The following is a 21,212-nucleotide window of genomic DNA, read 5'->3' on the forward strand; positions in this document are numbered from 1 at the left end:
TAAAAACTCTTTACTGTTATGCAAATTACCATTCGCGCCAAAGGTCTGCAATTCCTTCGCCATCTGCATAGTCTATAGGGTTTAAGCCAGAAGCTATTGTAATCTGGTCAATTAGTTCGCAAAGATCTTCTCTTTCTCCTGTTTCTATAAGTGATTCATCTGTTGCACTTAAGTGATTTAGTTTATTAATAGCATTTTTAAACAAGCCTAGTTTCTTTTTTTCAGTTGCATGTTCTCCAAAATTAATTAATTTATTAATGAGATCATCAAATATTTGTTTTGCAGCGTCACAATTTTCTTGAGTATATTGCTCCATGTCGTACTCAAAATAATTTTCCCTCCAACTTTTAAAGGGATAGATTGCTTTTGTTTTATTTAACTTTTCAGAATAAGACAAACTATCATCTAACTTTAGATTTAAATTTTCATTTGAAATATTCTTTTCTGAAACAGTATTTTTTGGAGGAATTTTTAATGATTTTTTATTTTGATTTGTATATAGGTATATCGCACCACGTATTACTAAATAACCAATAAATATGTACAGCATTTTATTCATATCACAAATGAGAATTAATTTTAACAACTACAAAACCAAAGAAGAAATCGCTAACAGTAGTAGACTATATTTCGTTTTGAGCTTCAAATTAGTTAAAATGTTTTTGTTTTACAGAAACTGTTGTTATAAGAACAGTTGTCACTAAGATACTAATAAATCAAAAATGTAGGAGTAATACATCTATAAACTTACAACTTGTATAATGAGTCCAAACACACCAAGGATTAAGCATAGCGGAATAAATAATTTAGAATCGGCTTTAGCGAAATTAGTGTGTTTCACTTTTTTAAATAATCCTACGTAATTGAAATCTCCAATCGCTCTAATTATAAAAAGTGAAGGAATTATCCAACATGCATAAATAAGAAATGCATTTGGAATATTCAATTGCAGAAAACCAGCTTTTATAACATAAACAAGAGCAAATAAAGCTAGAATTAAGGCAACTAGTAATGTTGCAAACTTTGGGATAGAAGGTGAATTGGTTTCATTCTCATGGGTTGGAATAACACTTTTTAATGCCCATTTACCACCAAAAAGCCAGTAAAAATGTACTAATGATAAAAATGAAAATATAAGAATTAAGATTAATGATAGTATTGAGATCATCATACTTCCGCTAATTGAAAAATTTGTTCATTTTGTTTTCTATTAATAGAAGATGGTGTTAATTTTAAAACCTGATTTCGGAAACCAATTAACAACGGATTTTTAAGATGCGCTATTTTGCCAACTCGCCAACTCGTTTTAACAACTTGGTGTGCTTTTGGTAATCTTAACTTTTGAAACACAGAAAATGCTTTTTCTGTGTTATACTTCGCTAGACATTCTGAAAGTACGTAAGCGTCTTCTATAGCTTGGCATGCACCTTGTCCCATATTTGGAGTGGCAGCATGTGCCGCATCACCAATTAGACATGCATTGCCCTTATACCAAATATCTGTAGGTTTTAAATCTGAAATTTCTGCAGTATTTATATATGCTTTATTAGTAGCCTTTATAATGTTTTTAATTAATGAATGATAGGTATAAAAATATCGATCTAATTGACCAACAGAGAATTCATCTTTATTTTGTTTAAAAGCTTTTAAGGCATACCAATACACTTTATTTTCTGCTATTTGAACAAACCCAAAACGCTCAGATTTTCCCCAAGCTTCATTTAATTCATTTTGAAAGTTTAATGGTAATTGATATTCTGTAACACCTCGCCAACAAATTTGCTTTGCATTTCTAATGTTGTTATTTGGTAATATATTTTCCCTAACTACAGAATTTAGTCCATCTGCACCAATAAGCGTCGTAGATTTAATTTGTTTTCCGTTTTCAAAATTTAAAGTGTAACCATTTGCAGTTTTCTCTAATGCGGTAAGCTTATGGTTAAGCTTAATTTCTGTAGATTTTAATTGTTTAATTAGTAACTGTTGTAAAGTACCTCTATGAATAGCAATACTTTTAGTTTGGTGCTTTTTTTCAAAGTATGAGAAGTCAATTTTAGAAAGTGGCTTCAAATTAGATTTAGTAATATTCATTGAAGACATAACGTTACCATTGGCTTCAATTATTGGTCTTAGACCTAGCTTGTCAAAAACTTGCATAGCATTATTAGCCAAAATGATACCAGCACCAACTGGTTTTATGCTTTCTGCTTGTTCAAAAATTCTTGTTTTTATGCCTTTTTGTTCAAGTGCAATTGCAGTGGTTAGTCCTCCAATGCCTGCGCCAATAATGTCGATGCTCATATTTTTTTAGTTGTTGACAATTGTTTTTATCTAACTCCCTTTAAAACAACTAATTTAATAAATATATGATGAAAAACACCTCGCAAACTCGTAAGATTTTTTATCTACAAAATAGGGTAGAAGCTCATATTAAAACGCAAAGATTGCTGCTGTAGATTATGATTTAAGTGCTTAAATCTGTTTCGTCCCAAGCTACATCTTTAGAGAGCATCCAGGTTAATGAATGTCTGCGCTCGTGAATTACGCCTCCATTTCCCATAGGATCAAAACCTTGTGGTACTGTGTCTCTGCCTAATTGTGCACTTCTAATAGCATTATGTAAGCAATAGAATAAATCTTCTTTTTGTTTTAAAGTTTCCATTGAGAGTGTTTCTTTTTCTTCTATCCAACGTTCTACACTTTGATCTAGGGGACAGCTAAAATTCATTAATATATCTTGCATTTGTTCGCTAGACATCATTTCTCCTATAATTTCAGGTTCCTTGTATCCAAAAAACCAAGCTAATGGCCAAGCGTTTTCAAATTTCCATCCTATGGCATTTCTGGCCTGTTCATTGTCTCGTGTTTCGATAAGAATTCCCATCTCATTGGTATCCATAAAATCTTTGAGACCATTTTTATCTATAAATTCTAGGATTTTATCACTTTCTAAATTGTCTTCAGGAATCATTAACCAAAGCACTAATGCTTTTATGGCATTGAGCCGTTTTGCAATTTCAATAGGAGGTCTTAATTCACGTTCTAATTCTGTAGGCAATGAACTTGCTGGTCTAAAGCCAGCATTAAGACAAATAGTTAAATTATTTAGCCTTAAATCTGTCATCCAAGGCACCTTTTTATACGTTTCTAAAGTGGCTTTATTATTAGTGTCATTTTGGTTGTTACTATTGTTGTTATCTTTTGAACCAAATAATTTTTTTAGAAAACTCATGTTATTAGTTTGTGTTTTAGGTATTGTTAAATGTTATTGAAGCTCTTAATCACAGCCACCACAGCTACTGCAACCGCTATCACATGATGATCAGCGAGAAATGTCGTATTCAGAATCAAAATGAGAAAATACACCTGATGTTAAAACTAATAATAGAATTAAAATGTGTATTTCGTAATAATATAAATTTAAGTCAATGTGCTTAATTAAAGGTTTAAAATCCATGATACTTAATAAGATCCTAGCTTTATGATTTTATCAACTTCTTCACGATATCATTTTGGTCGGTTTTTATTTTTAAGATATAGAATCCAGGATTTAAATCTTTTACATTATAACTTTCAGATTCTGAAAACGTCTTCAGTAATTTTCCTGAAATGGTATATATTTCTACTGAGTCTATATGTGCGTTATTTGTTGTGTTTAGTTTAAAATATTCAAGTATTGGATAAGGATAAACCGTTAGAATACGATAAAAATCATAGTCATCTGTACTTAAATTTTGAACCACTTCAGTAGAAACTGTATTTGTTATTATTGGAGAATTATAATCAAAATAAATACTTGCGTTGCCACTCATTATATCTCCTATTTGTGTTGTTGCTATGGGTTTAATTTTATAAGCAATGTAGCCTTTGCTGTTTGGTTCATCTACAGCTTCATATGGTAAATTAATGTTATCAAACAGAAATTGCACCTCATTATTGTTGGTGATACTCACCTGATAATCGTGACTAGAACTTACTATTTGTAAAGTACTCCAATCTAATTCTGAATCTAATACATCTTCTATAATTACAAAAGTTGCATTTGCGCTACCAGTATTCTGAAATCTTATAATATAATCCAAGTATTCATTGGTTTCATCTACAGTAATAGTTTCGCCTTGTAACACTCTTTTGTCGTTAGGATCAAAGGCATTTACAACTATTTGATCTAGATAATCCGTGTTATCATTTGGTGTATAATCGTTTACATTTGGCATAACAACCGCTGTAAAGTTTAAAACATCATCTGCATTTAGAGTAGGAGGGACAACATTTTGCATAGTAATGTCTATTACCTTACTTTGAAATGGTTGTAATGTTCCTAGACTAAAATCTATACTGTTTGATAACGCGCTGGATTCACTCGGATTTGCAGAAATGAAGGATTGTTTGGTATCATCAAAAGTAAACGTTGATGAAACGTTATTGATAATTTCTGTACCCATATTTTTAATTACTAAACTGTAAGTAGATACAAAACCTGGTCTTGCATCACTTGTTGGTAGAATAGTAATATTTAAATCTTCTACATTTTGATTAGCAGTTAAGCAAAAATCTATGATCTCAGTGGTATTTGTGCTATTTAAAGTTGAGGTTTCTGTTGCAGGATTAGCAGTAAAATAATCAGGAAGATTGACAACGTTAAGATTAAAATCACCTTCATTTGCTGCAATAGAATACGAACCATTTAAAACAGTTGCTCCATAATTAAAGTTGTTACCAGTGGCATTTACTACAAGATCTTCTACAGGTATATCATTGTCATCACAACCATTATTATCAATGTCGTATAGAAAAGTTCCAGAAATTGAATACGCAATACAACTAGAGCTTAAATTATCTCCTATGATCCACCAATCTAATTCATTTTCTAAATAAGACCTTACTTGGCTATCACAATAATCTATATCATAAGCTTGAAGTGTTTTATTTTGTAAACCAGACTGAACCAAAGCTAATAGCAAAGCGTCATAATTATCAGTATTCATTGATGTATAGCCAACAAAAGATAAACTAGTAGAACCACTAGAAAAATCAGATACGTTTTCAAAATTCCAACTTGAAATGTCTTGGTTAAACATCGTGGCATTATGAAAAACCCCTTTCATGCTAATCACGTTGGTTGTGTTCCAATTATCTACCGGTTGATTAAATGACGTGGCATCCTTAAACATTTCCCTAATACTAAGATTATTAGATAAATCCCAATCATTTAAAGGTTCGTTAAATGAGGAAGAACCTTGAAACATACCTCTCATTGAAATAGCGTTTGAGGTATCCCAATCATTGAGGTTCTGATTAAATGATGATGCGTTATAAAACATGAAACCAAACTCTACTACATTAGATACATTCCAATTATTCAAGGGTTGATTAAAGCTATATGCGTTTCTAAACATCCAATACATATCTGTGACATTAGATACATTCCAATCATTTAAAGGCTGATTAAAAACACCATTATCCTCGGGAAAAAAGCCAAACATACCAACCATATTGGTAACATTAGAAACATCCCAAGAATTAATGTTTTGATTGAATGATAATGCTCTACCAAACATAGACTGCATATTAGTCACATTAGAAACATCCCAAGTATCTAAAGGTTGATTAAAAGCGAATGCTTCATTAAATAAACTAGACATATCAGTGACATTAGAAACATCCCAATCATTCATTGGTGAATTAAGAGAATGACAACCATTAAACATATTAATCATAGTTGTTACCAAACTTAAATCAGGTGTGTCGGTTGCATTAATCACTAAATTTTTTAAGCCATAAAAGGCATTTTCCATTGTAATCCATTGCGCAGAACCCCATTGTTCAATTGATTTTACTTTATCCTTCATATAATATCCAGAGCCACCATTGTAGTAAACTCTGTTAATATCCCCAGAAACTATTATGGTATATATTCCTGGCGCACTATAGGTGTGATGTATTGAGGAATTAGCAACATCATCATCCGTTAAGATAGTCCCATCTCCTACATCTATGGTAAAATCGCCTCCACTAAAGGGGTATTTAACACCTAATCCTGTATCATAATCTACCTCGTAAGTCATAATAAAATCATTTTCAGTTTGGCTATAACTGATAAGAAAAAGGAATATGGTTAATAGTGTGGAGGTATATTTTAACATCATAGATTTAGTGGTTTTTATGAACTTGGTTAAAACTTATGTGCAACCTAAAAGCGCACGTTCAGCCAATTGGTTAATGCATTAAAGTTAGTAAATAAATGGAATATAATTTCTGAATTTACTGACGTAATTTGGAATTGTGATAAGTAGGCTTGAACTTTTGCTCAAGGTTATCAATTGTTACATGTGGTTTTCAGTTTTTCAAAAGTTTTTCACTTCTGTTAAGTTTGGGATATTTTGCAATAAACTTGATTAAAACAGAATCCGTTAATTTAATTTTTTTAAATGCTTTGGAGTCTGTTATAGATAGGTTAGATGTATAATTAATTCCGTTATAATTAAAATTTGCTGTGAGTGATGGCGAGCTTTTAGCGCCATAGTACGTTTTCACAATTACACCTTTAATATAAATGCCTTCACTATCAATTTTGTTATTTATTTTGGATGCGTTAAGGTAGATTAACAAGGAAAACAGGGCGAAAATGCCTAATGATAAATAATACAGTGTTTTCCTTTTCATTTTCGGCTGTATTTATGTCATATTTCCGAAAAATATAGCCGTGTTTGCAAAATGACAAAGCCCAACTAATATAAAAAACTCAATATGGTATAATTCCTTATACCAAAATGTATTAATGGTAATTTCTAAACTAACTATTATGGCTCCTAGAACAATTAAGACTTTTTTTAATTAGTTTTTTATTTTAAGTTCTTATTACTCCATTCCATTATTTTAGTCAAATTCTCTTTTAGTGATTTTCCTTTTTCTGTTAGTCGATATTCAACTTTGGGCGGAATTACAGGATATGCTTTTCGGTCTATTATTTTTAATTTTTCTAAATCTTTAAGTTGTTGGGATAACATTTTTTGACTTATTCCGTCTATTGCTTTGTCTAATTCGTTAAAACGCATTACCTCATTTAAGAGCAAAAGCCAAACGATTACAGGTTTCCATTTTCCGCCAATTTGCTCCATAAATAGCGTAATAGGACATTCGTTGGCTTTTTGGTATTTTTTTTCAATTATTTTTTCGTCTTGTTTCATATATAACTACACTTTTACAACGTATTGGTTAGTTACTTACCAAAAGGTTAGTACTTGTTAAATATAAAGTTATTTGTCAAATTTGCTTAAAAAAAACAAATGAAAACTAAAACAGTTTTAATAACAGGAGGAACAACAGGAATTGGTTTTGCTTGTGCAAAATATCTATTAAATTTAAATTACGAGGTAATAATAACAGGAAGAACTAAAGTGAATTTGGATAAAGCGATTTCTGATTTAGGAAATAATGTCATCGGAATTTTATCAGACACATCATCTTTAAAAGATATTGATAATTTAGTTTTACAAGTGAAAAAGCAATTCGGAACTATTGATGGACTATTTGTAAATGCTGGTATTTTTAAAGCATCTCGTTTTGAAAGTACTTCTGAAGCAGTATTTGATGAAACAATGAATGTTAATTTTAAAGGTGCTTTTTTTACAGTTCAAAAATTTGTTCCTATTTTAAAAAATCCGTCGAGTATTGTGTTAAATACTTCTATCGTAGTTTTTAAAGCATTTGCTGATACAAGTATATACACAGCTAGTAAAGCTGCTCTAGAAAGTATTGCTAAGGTTTTAAACATTGAGCTTGCTAGTAAAGGGATTAGAGTAAATATTGTAAGTCCTGGTGTTACGGAAAGTCCTATTCAAAAAAAATCAGGAATGACTGATGAAGCTATCACTAATCTTCTAGAACATTTCTCATCAACATCTCCAATAGGAAGAATTGTTCAGCCAACAGATATAGCTCCAATAGTAGAGTTCTTACTATCAGATAAATCTATGGTTTTAAGAAATGAAAAAATCGTTGTAGATGGTGGCACAACACTGTAAAGCGTGTCATCATTCTAGATGTGTAAGATCTGTAATGAGGTTTATACATTAAAGTTAGCAAATAAAAACCAAATATAATATCCGGAAGGATTTTAAGAGTAATATAGAACAAGTGATAATTAAGATGGTGTTGAACTTGCTAACTTTTAAATACATTAATTTCTTGAGTGAAGCCCAATTGTGTTTCCATCTCTATCCATTAAAATAGAAACAAAACCAAACTCTCCAATAGACATTTTTGGTCTTATAATTTTTCCTCCTGCTTTTTCAACTAAATTTTCTTCAGTTGTACAATCTAAAGATTCAAAGTAGATAATGGTATTGTTGCTGTTGGGTACAAAATTTTCTTTTTCTACTAATGCACCAGTAATATTTAGCCCTTTAGGATCAAATGGGAAACCAGATTGTTTGCCAAATTCAATAGGAAAATCAACGAGTTTAATATTAAACACAGTTTCATAAAACGCTTTTGCATTATTTAAGTTTGATACATGGATGTCGAACCAGTTTACAGGATTTACGTTTTTCATTTTAATTACATTTATATTTTGTTGCGTTATTGCATTGCAAAGATGCTATGACTTTAAAATATAAAATTGTAAAAATGGGACAAGGCTAATCTTTGCTGTCAAAAATTAAAGACATTTTTAAGTCGCTACCATAAAATTCTTTAGGTGTAAGCCCTGTAAATTCTTTAAAGTCTTTTATAAAATGTGCTTGGTCAAAGTATTCGTTTTTATACGCTAAATCTGTGAGACTTGTAACTTCGTTGTTTAACAACGATTTTAATGCATTTTGAATGCGTATAGTTTTAGAAAGTTGTTTTGGACTTAACCCAATTGTAGATGAGAATTTACGCGTTAATTGTCTTCGATTAATGTTATTTTTTTCTGATAATTCATTTACAGAGAATTGCCCATTAGCTTCAATTATTGTATCTATTGTATCTTTTACAATGCTGTCTATAACGTTCTTTTCTGTCAATCTTTCTAACAAAAATGTTTCTATTAGTTTTATTCTTTGCGCAGTATTATTAGCATTTAAAATTTGTGCTCCAATTTTGTCTCCATCGTTTCCAAATAGTTGATGTAATGGTACAGCCGTGTTTTGAATTTCTTTAATCGCTATGTTGGCAAAAGGTAATAATCCATTTGGTTGAAATCTAACCACAAAAGAGCCTGTAGTTCCTAATGGTTCTACAACATAGGGTTTTGTTAATTGCCCAATTAAAAAACATCTAGGTAGAATTGTACTTTCTTTAGCATTTACATGATGTTTATAAGTATCTCCATAATGAAAGATAAGTTTCATTGTTCCATCTGGCACAATTGTGTTTTTTCTAGGAGTGTTTTCTAAATCACTTTCTAAATTCCAGTAGCATTTAACCCACTGTTTTAAACTTTCTTGTGGTTCAAATATGTTGTGATTCATTTTGAGTTTTTATTTTTGCTAAGATTGCTACACGTGTTTTTATATGAAAGCGAAACTTTTTTAAACACTAAAGTTAGCAAATATATCATAGTTAGATTGTCTATAAGGACTTTCTTAAATTGGCTCTGACTTGCAATAAATTATATAGGGTTGTCGTGCGTATGTGTTTTTTCAATTCAGTATTTTATTCATTACTAAATTCTCGTAAGTATTTGATTCCATTGGGAAGTCCACATTACCTATTGAGGTGTAACCTTGTCTTTTGTAAAAGGCTATTGCTCTATCATTTTTAATATAAACCTCCAGATTAAATTCGGCAAATCCATTTTGACGAACTTCTTTCTCCGTTTCATTTATAAGTCCGTACCCAATTCCTTTTCCGTAAAATCTTTCCAAGACATATAATTTACTCAATTCAGGAACAGATGTTTTTCGAATCGGACAAGTGCTGTCATAGATAATTTCAGCAACTCCAATAGGATTTCCATTCTGATAAGCAATTATTAATCGGCTTGGTTTTTCTTTTATTGTACTTATAATATTTTCAGTAGAGAACCTTTTTGTAATAAAGTTCGCAAATTCAAAAGTTACTCCGTCAACTGCGTATGTTTGAATATAGACAGTTTTAAGTAATACTGATATTCTCAAAGAGTCTGAAAGTTTTGCTTTTCCGAATGAAATTTCGTTCATTTTTAGTTCAAATTAATATTATTTCGTGGGTTTACCGTAAGATGCACAACGGTTTTGGTACGCTATCATTGTTTATACAACTAATTTAGCAAATAAAATCGAATGGAAAACGTGTAAGGATTTTATTATGTAGGTAATACTATAAATGAATTATACATAATGTTATCTACTGGCTTTTTTCTCTTTATTCAATTGTATCAGTTTCGTTTTCTTCATCTGAATTTCTGCTCAATCTAATTCCGATAATTATCATTTGAATAATTCCAATTACCCAATAAGTAGGAAATCGTAAAAAAGTATAAACAACTTCGAAACTATCCATCCATTCTCCAACGATTTGCAGTTCGATAATCATTGAAATAAATGGAAGTACGAACCCAAACAAAATAATAACCAATAAATAACCTATTTTTTTTCAAAATTTGTCTTCCAATACTTAATATTTAGGAAGATTAAAATCGCAATAATTAAATAGTCAAAATATCCTATTAACATCTATTTATTTGATTCGTGAAAATATTCGTAAGCATAACCTTCTATTTCTCCGCTCAATTGATTTCCGTTTTCGTCTTTCAGCTCATACATTTCTTGTATTCCGCCAATCGAAGCGCAACCATCTAAACCTAAAAGTATCGAGTAAAAAACATCAGTCAACGTATTATTCATAACTTTTTCCATTATTGCATTCTGTTCGTCATTCAGATTAAGTGATTTAATTAATTGTCCAACTTCAGTATCTGGATTTTTAGATAAATATTCTTTTAGGAAATTCTGTTTTTCGGTATAAAATGCCTTTACTAATTCTTCTGTGTTCATCGGTTTTTTTTAGCTTGCAGGTAACGCATCTTTAGATGATTTCGTTGCCTGGTTTAGCACCTAATTTAGCAAATAAAAACCGAATAGAAAATACGCGAGGATTTTTGTAAGTAGGCTTTTACCAGCAATTTTTTATACACGGTGTTAGCCATAGTTTTTATTCCGTTAAATTGTTCAATTCATTTTCCAATTCCGAAGTTCCATTTTTAAGTTTACAGGTTTTAATCAGTTTTGAGTTACTTTTAAAATATTCAAATAGGAATTTGGATTTATGGTAACACTTGTTGTCATTTGTTATAAATGCTTTACAGATTGAACCATAAGCCGAATGTTTTGAATCATTTAGTAAATTACTAAAATCTCCTTTTTCATTCATTGAGTCTGGAAAAAAACCAATCAAATCTAAATTCATATACGCAGTTGTATAGTAATCAATATAAGTCAAAGGATTTGTTGAAGTATATCCTCGCAATGATAGTCCAAATTCAACGAATTCTTTTAAAGAACCACTTATACCTATCATTTTAATTAGTTCGTCCAATTGTGAAACTGAAAAGTTACAAATACTCTTTGGGTCTAATTTAAAATGTGTTTTTATTATGTCATCTCTTAAATGACCATAATTATCTGTCATTTGTTTTACAATAGTTTGCCATTGAACCAAAGGTGCTGTTGAATTATCATAAACATTTTGTTCATAGAATTCGAGAGCATTTCTATTTTCAACGTCAACATAATCACGTCCAAAATATTTAACGATTACTAAATCCTTTGTCTTTGCAGAAAGATAATTTAAGTCATTTATTCGTGTGCTTGATAATTCGTCTGAAGTTCTTGCTAAATCTCCTAAATGTGCATCTGAATAAACCAATGTTATTTTATCAGATTGTCTTTTTAGAAAGTCATCCAGAACGATATGAGGATTCAATTTCGGCTCTTTGAGTATAGAAAATAAATTCCAATCTATGTATGTTAAGTCCTCTGTTTTCAATGTTTGGGCAAATTATGGCTAACTCCTTATATATTAAACTTTATATTCCATAACCCGTAAATTTAACAAGTTATGGAAAGTTGTTTTAATAAAAAATAGTGCCATTAATTATTACTCTTAGCTATTGGAAATCCACGATCTTTCATTAACGCTTCAATCTTAGCATCTCGTCCTCTAAATTTTCTATAAGCTTCTGCTGGTTCCATAGCATTACGTGGTGCAAACAAAAACTCCACTAATTTTTTTGCTACTTCCTTGTCGTAGAAACCGTCTTTCGCTTCTCTAAAAGCTTCAGATGCATCGCTTGTTAACACATCTGCCCACATATAACCATAGTACGCAGTAGCATAACCTTCACCAGCAAACACATGGCCAAATTGAGGTGTTCTGTGACGCATAGGTAATTCTTTAGGCATTCCTAATGCGTCTAAAGTTTCTCTTTCAAATTTATCAATGTCAATATCAGTAGGATCTGCAAGGTGTAATTTCATGTCAACTAAGGCTGAGGCTAAATATTCCGTAGTGCCAAATCCTTGATTAAAGGTTGATGCTTTTTTAATTTTTTCTACTAAAGCAGCAGGCATCGGTTTCCCAGTTTTATAATGTACTAAGTAGTTATTAATAACTTGGTCTGTAGATAACCAGCGCTCTAATAATTGCGATTGAAACTCTGTATAATCTCTTACACCTCCATTTAAGGTTGGGTATTTTACATCTGCAGAAAAGAAATGTAATGCATGCCCAAACTCGTGGAAAAATGTAGTTGCATCATCCCAAGATACTAAAACAGCTTCGCCTGGTGCTGGTTTTACAAAATTAGAGTTGTTAGAGGCTAAAACATTTTTGTCACCTTCAAAAGAATCTGAACTTCTATACGTGGTTGCCCAAGCGCCAGATCGTTTACCTTGACGTGCGTATGGATCTAAATACCATAACCCAATGTTTTTTCCTGTGGTTTTATCGGAGACTTCCCAAACTTTTACATCGCCATGAAACACAGGTACTGAACCCTCTGCAACTGGTGTAAAATTGTAATTAAATAGTTCTCCTGCCACATAAAACATGGCTTCTGTAAGCTTGTCTAGTTGCAAATATTGTTTCACTTCATCGCTGTCTAAGTCGTATTTCTTTTTACGTACTTTTTCTGCATAATATCTATAATCCCATGGTTCTATGGTAATATTATCACCTAACTCATTAGCTACGCTTTGCATATCTGCAACTTCTTCTTTTACTCTTGCTGTTGCAGCAGGCCAAACAGCCATCATTAAATCCATGGCATTTTCTGGTGTTTTAGCCATACGGTTTTGTAAGCGCCATTCTGCAAAGTTTTTGTAACCCATTAACCCAACACGCTCTTTACGTAGTTTTAAAATTTCAGCAATAATTTTATTGTTATCATATTCGTCGCCATTGTCGCCTCTAGAGTAGTAGTTTCCCCAAACTTGTTTGCGTAACTCACGTTCTGTAGAGTAGGTTAAAAACGGATCCATAGAAGACCTTGTATTGGTAATGGCGTATTTTCCTTCTTTACCTTTTTCTTTAGCTATGTTTGCTGCAGATTTAATAAAACCAGGAGACAAACCACCTAATTGATTTTCGTCTAAAAAAGTGATGTAATTTTCTTCGTCATGTAATACGTTGTTTGAAAAATCGGTATACAATGAAGATAATTCCTTATTTATTGCTGCATAACGCTTTTTCTTGTCGGCATCTAAATTAGCGCCATTCATTTCAAACTGTTTATAGATTAAATCTACAACACGTTGTGCTTGTGGTTCTAAAGGTGTTTTTTGTGAAGCATTATAAACCGTTTTTATACGTTGAAAAAGGTTTTCGTTTTGAGAGATTTCTGATCTAAAATCCGAAAGCTTTGGTGCTAGTTCTGATTGAATTTCTCTAAATTCTGGCGTAGACATATTACTACCCATTATTCCATAATATGTAAACACACGATCTAAGGCTTTACCAGCACTTTCCATGGCAACAATAGTGTTTTCAAAAGTAGCAGGTTCAGTATTATTTGCTATGATTTCTATTTCAGCCAAATGAAGCTGCATCGCTTCTTCTACGGCAGGTTTTATGGCATCTATAGAAATTTTATCAAAAGATGGAACACCTTCGTAAGGGCCTGTCCATTCTTGTATTAGTACGTTATTGCTCATTGCGGTTTTTGGTGTTTTAGTCGTTTCTTCCTTACAGCTTGCAAATAATACAATACTGAAAATTAATGTGGTTTTTAAAGACTTAGAAATCATAGTTGTTGGTTTTTGTTGTAAAGATGGTATTGCATTAACAATAAGCAAACAAGGTACTTAAATTTAGTAGGATGATTCTTAAAAATATTATAATTCTTGCTATTTTTAGGTAATTGGTATATAATCAAAACCTTGAGATTGGTTAATAATTAAAACTAATCATTTAGTATTAATCTAATAGCTCTATTTTTCTAATGTATACATTATTTAAAGGCCAATCACCTTCATCTGTTTTTACATTAGCAATTTTATCTACAACGTCCATACCAGAAGTGACCTCACCAAAAACAGTATAGTCTTTATCTAAATAATCTGCACCACCTTCGCGCTGAATAATAAAAAATTGAAATGGCGAAGCTAATTTATAAGCATTTTCAATTTCGCTACTTGGCATAGAAATAGCACCTCTTTTGTGTGTGTAACCTCTTTTAGTATCTGGCAACAATAAATATTTTCCTATTTTTTGTCGTCTTTTGGCAATATTATAATCATCACTACTGCCACCTTGAATCACAAAGTTTTTTACGACTCTATAAAATTGTGTATTATCAAAATAGTTTCGCTTTGTGAGGTATACAAAATTAGCTCTATGAAACTTTGTTTTGTTGTAGAGCTTAATGTCTATAATTCCGAAATCTGTGGTGATCCTTGCTTTGTTCTCTTTATGCTCTTTTTCGTATTCTAAGAAGAACTCCATAGCATTGGCATCTGTAAGAATCGGATAGTCTTCAACTGGTTTATTCTCTTGAATTATTTTAGTTTCGGTTACAATAGAATCTTTTACAACGGAAGTATTTGTTTTTTTTGAAGTTTGTTTATCTTCACAATTCTGTAGTAGTAACACAATTCCGATAGCCACGGGAAACATAAATCTAATTTTCATAAATGCTATTTAGTACGTTTTTAGAATCTGTAGTAAAAATAAAACATCTTGCGCTTTTAGGCGAAGACTCTCATGCTAAAATGTCGCCTCCTTATCGGTTAGAATTAGCAGAAAAGAATAAAGAGAAATCAAAATTAGCAAGAAAAGCTGGTGTTATGGCTTTGTTTTATCCAGATGAGAATAATGAAACTAATTTAGTTCTCATTTTACGAAAAACTTACAAAGGCGTACATTCTGCGCAGGTTGGTTTTCCAGGTGGTAAGTATGAAGATATTGACAACCATGACTTAATGGAAACCGCAATTAGAGAAACGGAAGAAGAAATTGGTGTGGCTAGAGAAGATATTGAAGTATTGAAGACTATGTCGCCATTGTATATTCCGCCAAGTAATTTTATGGTTCATCCATTTATTGGTGTTTCAGAAAAGCAATTAAAATTTTTAAAACAAGATGCAGAAGTAGAGGCTATTATTGAAATCAAATATGCAGATTTTGTAGACCAAAAAAACTGTATTACTACAATAGTACCTACGTCTTTTAATGTAGAAGTAGAGGTGCCAGCCTTTAAATTGAATGGTTATATTGTATGGGGAGCAACAGCAATGATGCTATCAGAAACAAAAGACTTGTTAAAACAAGTTTTATAAGTTAACTTAATGGTTACATTTGTAAACGACTAAAAATTAAGAATTATATATGGGATTATTCAAAAAAAATCCTTTTGGGCATATACTTTGGGTTAAAAAATGGTTAATTAGAATACTTGGTTTATTTACGCATAGACGTTTTAGAGGTTTTAATGAACTGCAAATTGAAGGCTCTGAGATTTTAAAAAATCTTCCTGATACTAACGTGTTATTTATCTCTAATCATCAAACTTATTTTGCAGATGTAATTGCGATGTTTCATGTTTTTAACGCTAGTCTTAGTGGTCGTTTAGATAATATTAAAAATGTAGGTTATCTCTGGAATCCTAAATTAAATATGTACTACGTCGCAGCTAAGGAAACTATGAAGTCTGGACTGCTGCCAAAAATATTTGCATATACAGGTTCTATCAGTATTGAAAGAACGTGGCGTTCACAAGGAAAAAATATTAATCGTCAAGTGAAGATGAGTGATATTACCATGATTAAAACAGCACTTAATGATGGTTGGGTTGTTACATTTCCACAAGGGACTACAACACCATTTAAACCTATTAGAAAAGGAACTGCTCACATTATAAAAACCTATCAACCTATTGTTGTGCCCATTGTAATTGACGGATTTAGAAGATCTTTTGATAAAAAAGGATTAAGAATAAAGAAGAAAAATATTTTTCAATCTTTTGAAGTTAAGGAGCCTTTAAAAATTGATTACGAAAATGAATCTATTGCAGATATCGTTGAAAAAATTGAATACGCCATAGAACAGCATCCTTCATTCTTAAAAGTAATTCCTCAGGCAGTATTAGAAGAAAACGAAAGGTTAAATCGTGAATTGCGAGATATGTAATTGCTGTTGGCTTAGCTTTTATTGTCATTAAGATAAATAAACGATTAGTTTAAGTTAATTCCTTTAATATCCGTTAATTCTATGCCAAGAAATAGCAATTTATGAAATGTTGGTAATTGTGCACCAGTTTCTGTGAAGGTCCAGTTCTCCCAAGTTGCTTCTAATCCTTCAATAGGTAAAATATCTACCCACATTTGATAGCTTTTTGGTTTTCCATTACTGTCTAAATGCCATAAATAAGAATCTCCAGGTGTTGTACCACCAGACTTATAAGTAATTAACAGAGCATCATTTTTATCTTCTGTTTTTACTAATCTGCGTTCTACACCAGCATCAAACACTTTATAAGGTGCAACAAGCCAAAATGAATCATTATTAAAATAATTAGTTGCTTTTGTAATATAATCTTGCTTTTCAATCCCATTATACGGTTGTTCCATAAAAAATACCTTAGAATTATTGGCATTGTTAAAATCTAAGATAACACTTATGTCATCCCAATAAACTTCACATGTATTATCTGTTTTATACCATTTATAGTGATGTATGCCTTTAAAAGTCCATTCTAAATAGTCAGTATTGAGGTATGCAACTTCATTTAAGGATTCTAGCATTTTAGTAGCAAGCTGATCTGCTTCAGGACCTAGCCGTCCTTTTGGTAATTCTTTATTATACCTTAGATATAAAAAACCAAAAAGTAGAAGTGTAGGTAATGTGAAGAACACTATAAGGCCTCCAATTATTTTTAAAGTTTTTTTAAGTCTGTTCTTTTTTGCCATTAAATCAATAAGTTTTAGATATTAAATTCCTTTTCAATTTCTACACGTTTTATGTCACTAAAAGAAATTAGTTCGTCAAAAAACAAAGTAAAATCTTTTTCAAAAGAATTGTAATGTTCTTTTAGTTCTTTTATGGCTTCATTCATTTTAGATTTACCTTTGGTTCTCTGATTCATACCATTCAACACTTTTTGTATTCCATCTATAGAAGCATAACTTAAAAGCCAATTACCTTCAATCATAGTTGGAGTGAATTTTTGAAAACGACTAGGAAGTATCTCAAAATTTTCTTCTAACGTTTTGTAGAATTTTTGAATAAATGCATCTAAAGGTTCATTAGAATAGTTAGACCAATTTTTGGCTAAAAAATGATCAAAAAAGATGTCTACAATTACACCACTGTAATGACCATAATTTTTATGTAGCCTTTTTGTGCATTGTCTAAAAATAGGATGCGCATCAGTGAAAGTGTCAATATGTCGATGTAATTTAATACCAATCTGTATTTCCGTAGGATACGATTTGTATTTATTACCTCTAACACCATCGCCAACAAAATTACCTATTGTGATTATTTTATTGTCGCCAGAAAGATAAATATGAGCTAGAAAATTCATAGTTCGAAATTACAAATTCATATTGAACCATTCATGCTTTTCGTTAATTAACTATTCACTGTTTTTTTTTCATGAATTTCAAAAGTTAGTTTTAATGTTTTTTCGGTCAAAAGACAAAAGTCAAGATAAGTTAAAGACCAAAATAAGATTAAGATATTATATTTGCTAAAAATTAAAATACACATGACATTAATAAAATCAATTTCAGGAATTAGAGGAACCATTGGAGGACCAGTAGATGACAACTTAACACCTATCGATGCAGTTAAATTTGCTGCAGCTTATGGGACTTGGTTAAAATCACAACGTGATAAAGATAACTACATCGTTGTTGTTGGACGTGATGCACGTATTTCTGGCGAGATGATTCAGAACCTAGTAATGAATACTTTAGTTGGTTTAGGGATACATGTCATTGATTTAGGTTTATCTACTACACCAACTGTAGAAATTGCAGTGCCATTAGAGCATGCAGATGGTGGTATTATTTTAACAGCGAGTCATAACCCAAAACAATGGAATGCTTTAAAATTATTAAATGCTAAAGGCGAATTTTTGAATGGTGCTGAAGGTCAGAAAATTTTAGAGATTGCTGAGTCTAACTCAATGAATTTTGCAGAAGTAGACGATTTAGGAAAAATAACTGTTAACGAAGCATATATAGATATCCATATCGACGAGGTTTTAGACTTAGAACTCGTTAATGTAAATGCTATAAAAGATGCTAATTTTAAAGTAGTTGTAGATGGTGTAAACTCAACAGGAGGTATTGCAATTCCATTACTATTAGAACGCTTAGGTGTAGAACCTGTAAAGTTATATTGTGACCCAACAGGTCATTTTCCGCATAATCCAGAACCGCTTAAAGAACATTTAGGAGATTTGGCAGATGCAGTTGTGAAGGCAAATGCAGATTTTGGTATCGTTGTAGATCCAGATGTAGATCGCTTAGCTTTTATGGACGAAACAGGAGAGATGTTTGGTGAAGAGTACACATTAGTAGCTTGTGCTGATTACGTATTAAGTAAAACACCAGGAAATACGGTTAGTAACATGAGTTCTACACGAGCTTTACGCGACGTTACTGAAAAACATGGCGGAACTTATGAAGCGAGTGCAGTAGGTGAAGTTAATGTGGTTACTTTAATGAAAAAGAACAATGTAGTTATTGGAGGAGAAGGCAATGGAGGTATTATCTATCCAGATTCTCATTATGGAAGAGATGCTTTAGTTGGTGTGGCTTTATTTTTAAGTTTATTGGCTGAAAAGCAAATGAAAGTGAGTGAACTGAGAGCGTCTTATCCAAATTACTTTATGAGTAAAAAGAAAATTCAGTTAACACCAGGTTTAGATGTTGACGGTATTTTATCTACAATGGAATCTAATTATAGTCATGAAAACTTAACGACCATAGATGGTGTAAAAATAGATTTTGCAGATAGTTGGGTGCATTTACGTAAGAGTAATACAGAGCCAATTATAAGAATTTATACAGAAGCGCCTTCCCAAGAAGCAGCAGATACTTTAGCTGATCGTTTTATTGCAGAAATCAAAGCAGTTGCTAATATTTAATAACTAAAAACAACTTAATAACTAATCAATACTTTAACCTAAATTTAAAATAATGACTAAAACTTTACAATTACTTATATTTTTTTGCACCTTAAATATTTTTGCACAATCAGGAACCTTAGATTCTAGTTTTGGTACAGGTGGAAAGGTATTAACAACAGTTAATGGAACGGAAGATAGAGCAAGAGGTGTGGTGTTGCAAGATGATGGAAAAATTGTGGTTGCTGGTTATACATATAGTAATGTGTTTGGTTATGATTTCTTATGTATACGATATAATACTGATGGTTCATTAGATTCAACCTTCGGAACAAATGGAATTGCCACCTTTGATTTACAAATTGGAAGTGATGATAGAGCCTATTCTATAGATATACAATTAGATGGGAAACTTGTATTAGCTGGTTTCTCAGACGACGGAAGTGATAGAAATGGTGCGGTGTTAAGATTAAACACTGACGGCACTTTAGATACTAGTTTCGGTACGTCTGGAATAGCTATTACAGATGTATTTGAATCTGATATCTATAAGGTGGTAAAAATTCATCATGTAACTGGAAACATCGTTGTTGGAGGAACATCTTATGAAGATACTAATGAGTCTAATGGAATTTTAGCACGATATACTTCAGATGGTGCATTAGATACTAGCTTTAATGGTTCAGGAAAAATATCAGCATTAGAACCTGTAATTGGAAGTAATGCAGAAGTTATTGAGCTAATAATTGAAGATTTGGCTATAAAATCTAACGGAAGAATTACAGCTGTTGGTTGGGTCAATAATTTGGCATCATCATTCCCAAGAAGTGATCATTACCAATGTAGAATAAATAGTGATGGTACTCCAGATGAAACGTTTTCAGAAGATGGTTATGATTTTGATGTTTACACTACAGGTTGGGATAGAACCTTTTCTGTATTGATGTATCCGAACGACTCATTTATAGTTTCTGGTTATACTGAGTATACAGCGACGGACTATAGAACTTATATTGCAGATACACCATCAGACGGTGAAAGTGGAAACAGTGTAGATAATTGGTTGCAATTATCTACAAGTACACAAGAAGTAGGCTATGGAATGGAGTTTGATAATTCTGGAAATGTTATAATTGGTGGCGTATCTGCTGATGGTAATGCTGGTACTGCCTCTTTCTTTCTTACAAGCGTTGATAATAGTAATGATTATGTAATTAACTCATCTTTTGGAAACTCAGGATTTGTAACTACAGATTTTGGTACAGTATCTTTTGCGTATGATTTAAAAGTACAATCAGATGATAAAATAGTATTAGCTGGTTTTAGTGATAACCAAGTAGCTTTAGCTAGATATAATGGAAATACACTTTCTACAACTGATTTTGAGAAAGCGAATAACTTTTCGATTTATCCTAATCCAGTGGAAAACACTTTATATTTCAAAATGCTAAATAATGAGTTTGATAGCGAAAAGTATGATATTTATAATGTCCTTGGAAAAAATGTTTTAACTGGATCTATACATAACACTGAAAATGTAGTTAATGTTGAAAATTTAGCAGCTGGATTTTATTTTATTAGAATAGGAAATGAAGTTATAAAATTCGTTAAAAACGATTAATCTTTAAGTAGCATTTTTATAATGTCTTAAGTTAATGTAAATTAGATAAAT

At 31.5% G+C, this 21,212-nt stretch carries 23 protein-coding genes; 6 read left to right on the forward strand and 17 right to left on the reverse strand.

The genetic code is table 11. The annotated features are described in order from the left end of the window. Window positions 1–25: 25 nt before the first annotated feature. Window positions 26–550, reverse strand: a complete 525-nt coding sequence (locus Q0891_RS10915; RefSeq protein WP_299101551.1) for a hypothetical protein — start codon at window positions 548–550, stop codon at window positions 26–28. Between the two features lie 16 nt (window positions 551–566). Here Q0891_RS10915 and Q0891_RS17300 point away from each other — a divergent pair, with 16 nt between their 5' ends. Next, window positions 567–704: a hypothetical protein gene (locus Q0891_RS17300; protein WP_367179568.1), complete on the forward strand. Its 138-nt coding sequence runs from the start codon at window positions 567–569 to the stop codon at window positions 702–704. A 35-nt stretch (window positions 705–739) separates the two neighbouring features. Here the strand turns inward: Q0891_RS17300 and Q0891_RS10920 are convergent, their stop codons facing one another. From Q0891_RS10920 to Q0891_RS10945, 6 genes are all read right to left on the reverse strand, one after another. Beyond that, entirely contained in the window at window positions 740–1,171 is a 432-nt protein-coding gene (locus Q0891_RS10920; RefSeq protein ID WP_299101552.1) for a DUF3995 domain-containing protein, read from the reverse strand. Next, entirely contained in the window at window positions 1,168–2,301 is a 1,134-nt protein-coding gene (locus tag Q0891_RS10925) for an FAD-dependent monooxygenase (RefSeq protein ID WP_299101553.1), read from the reverse strand. The genes Q0891_RS10920 and Q0891_RS10925 overlap by 4 nt, the downstream gene beginning before the upstream one ends. Window positions 2,302–2,464: 163 nt before the next feature. Beyond that, window positions 2,465–3,232 (reverse strand): DUF4272 domain-containing protein, encoded by a 768-nt coding sequence (locus tag Q0891_RS10930; protein WP_299101554.1) that lies wholly within the window; start codon window positions 3,230–3,232, stop codon window positions 2,465–2,467. A gap of 247 nt (window positions 3,233–3,479) precedes the next feature. Continuing rightward, the gene (locus Q0891_RS10935; protein ID WP_299101556.1) at window positions 3,480–6,149 is read right to left on the reverse strand and encodes a BspA family leucine-rich repeat surface protein; all 2,670 of its coding nucleotides are present in this window, start codon (window positions 6,147–6,149) and stop codon (window positions 3,480–3,482) included. A 190-nt stretch (window positions 6,150–6,339) separates the two neighbouring features. Then, a complete protein-coding gene (locus Q0891_RS10940; RefSeq protein WP_299101558.1) occupies window positions 6,340–6,666 on the reverse strand; it encodes a hypothetical protein in 327 nt (108 codons plus the stop codon). A gap of 179 nt (window positions 6,667–6,845) precedes the next feature. Continuing rightward, on the reverse strand, window positions 6,846–7,190 hold the full coding sequence (locus Q0891_RS10945; RefSeq protein WP_299101560.1) for a helix-turn-helix domain-containing protein: 345 nt from the start codon (window positions 7,188–7,190) through the stop codon (window positions 6,846–6,848). Between the two features lie 99 nt (window positions 7,191–7,289). Here Q0891_RS10945 and Q0891_RS10950 point away from each other — a divergent pair, with 99 nt between their 5' ends. Beyond that, the gene (locus Q0891_RS10950; protein ID WP_299101563.1) at window positions 7,290–8,027 is read left to right on the forward strand and encodes an SDR family oxidoreductase; all 738 of its coding nucleotides are present in this window, start codon (window positions 7,290–7,292) and stop codon (window positions 8,025–8,027) included. A 155-nt stretch (window positions 8,028–8,182) separates the two neighbouring features. Here Q0891_RS10950 and Q0891_RS10955 read toward each other — a convergent pair whose 3' ends face one another. From Q0891_RS10955 to Q0891_RS10990, 8 genes are all read right to left on the reverse strand, one after another. Continuing rightward, window positions 8,183–8,557 (reverse strand): VOC family protein, encoded by a 375-nt coding sequence (locus Q0891_RS10955; RefSeq protein ID WP_299101564.1) that lies wholly within the window; start codon window positions 8,555–8,557, stop codon window positions 8,183–8,185. An 85-nt stretch (window positions 8,558–8,642) separates the two neighbouring features. Further along, window positions 8,643–9,458, reverse strand: a complete 816-nt coding sequence (locus Q0891_RS10960) for a helix-turn-helix transcriptional regulator (protein WP_299101565.1) — start codon at window positions 9,456–9,458, stop codon at window positions 8,643–8,645. A gap of 171 nt (window positions 9,459–9,629) precedes the next feature. Further along, window positions 9,630–10,106: a GNAT family N-acetyltransferase gene (locus tag Q0891_RS10965; RefSeq protein ID WP_299101566.1), complete on the reverse strand. Its 477-nt coding sequence runs from the start codon at window positions 10,104–10,106 to the stop codon at window positions 9,630–9,632. Between the two features lie 226 nt (window positions 10,107–10,332). Beyond that, entirely contained in the window at window positions 10,333–10,503 is a 171-nt protein-coding gene (locus Q0891_RS10970) for a hypothetical protein (protein ID WP_299101568.1), read from the reverse strand. Between the two features lie 140 nt (window positions 10,504–10,643). Next, window positions 10,644–10,964, reverse strand: coding sequence for a hypothetical protein (locus tag Q0891_RS10975; RefSeq protein ID WP_299101570.1), 321 nt, complete (start codon window positions 10,962–10,964; stop codon window positions 10,644–10,646). Between the two features lie 157 nt (window positions 10,965–11,121). Next, window positions 11,122–11,955 (reverse strand): hypothetical protein, encoded by an 834-nt coding sequence (locus Q0891_RS10980; RefSeq protein WP_299101571.1) that lies wholly within the window; start codon window positions 11,953–11,955, stop codon window positions 11,122–11,124. A 104-nt stretch (window positions 11,956–12,059) separates the two neighbouring features. Further along, window positions 12,060–14,213, reverse strand: a complete 2,154-nt coding sequence (locus tag Q0891_RS10985) for a M3 family metallopeptidase (protein ID WP_299101572.1) — start codon at window positions 14,211–14,213, stop codon at window positions 12,060–12,062. 169 nt (window positions 14,214–14,382) lie between these two features. Then, a complete protein-coding gene (locus tag Q0891_RS10990) occupies window positions 14,383–15,096 on the reverse strand; it encodes a peptidylprolyl isomerase (protein WP_299101573.1) in 714 nt (237 codons plus the stop codon). 2 nt (window positions 15,097–15,098) lie between these two features. Between Q0891_RS10990 and Q0891_RS10995 the strand changes: the two genes are divergently transcribed. Both Q0891_RS10995 and Q0891_RS11000 read left to right on the forward strand, forming a co-directional pair. Next, entirely contained in the window at window positions 15,099–15,743 is a 645-nt protein-coding gene (locus Q0891_RS10995; RefSeq protein ID WP_299101575.1) for a CoA pyrophosphatase, read from the forward strand. A gap of 49 nt (window positions 15,744–15,792) precedes the next feature. Further along, entirely contained in the window at window positions 15,793–16,593 is an 801-nt protein-coding gene (locus tag Q0891_RS11000) for a 1-acyl-sn-glycerol-3-phosphate acyltransferase (RefSeq protein ID WP_299101576.1), read from the forward strand. 44 nt (window positions 16,594–16,637) lie between these two features. Here the strand turns inward: Q0891_RS11000 and Q0891_RS11005 are convergent, their stop codons facing one another. Next, a complete protein-coding gene (locus tag Q0891_RS11005) occupies window positions 16,638–17,372 on the reverse strand; it encodes a hypothetical protein (RefSeq protein ID WP_299101577.1) in 735 nt (244 codons plus the stop codon). Between the two features lie 14 nt (window positions 17,373–17,386). Next, the gene (locus tag Q0891_RS11010; protein WP_299101578.1) at window positions 17,387–17,989 is read right to left on the reverse strand and encodes an acyl carrier protein phosphodiesterase; all 603 of its coding nucleotides are present in this window, start codon (window positions 17,987–17,989) and stop codon (window positions 17,387–17,389) included. A gap of 183 nt (window positions 17,990–18,172) precedes the next feature. On the opposite strand from Q0891_RS11010, the gene glmM reads away from it, so the two are divergent. After that, entirely contained in the window at window positions 18,173–19,561 is a 1,389-nt protein-coding gene (glmM, locus tag Q0891_RS11015) for a phosphoglucosamine mutase (protein WP_299101579.1), read from the forward strand. Between the two features lie 52 nt (window positions 19,562–19,613). Beyond that, a complete protein-coding gene (locus tag Q0891_RS11020; RefSeq protein WP_299101580.1) occupies window positions 19,614–21,161 on the forward strand; it encodes a T9SS type A sorting domain-containing protein in 1,548 nt (515 codons plus the stop codon). The last annotated feature ends 51 nt before the right edge of the window (window positions 21,162–21,212 follow it).

This window comes from uncultured Winogradskyella sp., from assembly GCF_947498005.1.
In the GTDB taxonomy this organism is placed as follows: domain Bacteria; phylum Bacteroidota; class Bacteroidia; order Flavobacteriales; family Flavobacteriaceae; genus Winogradskyella.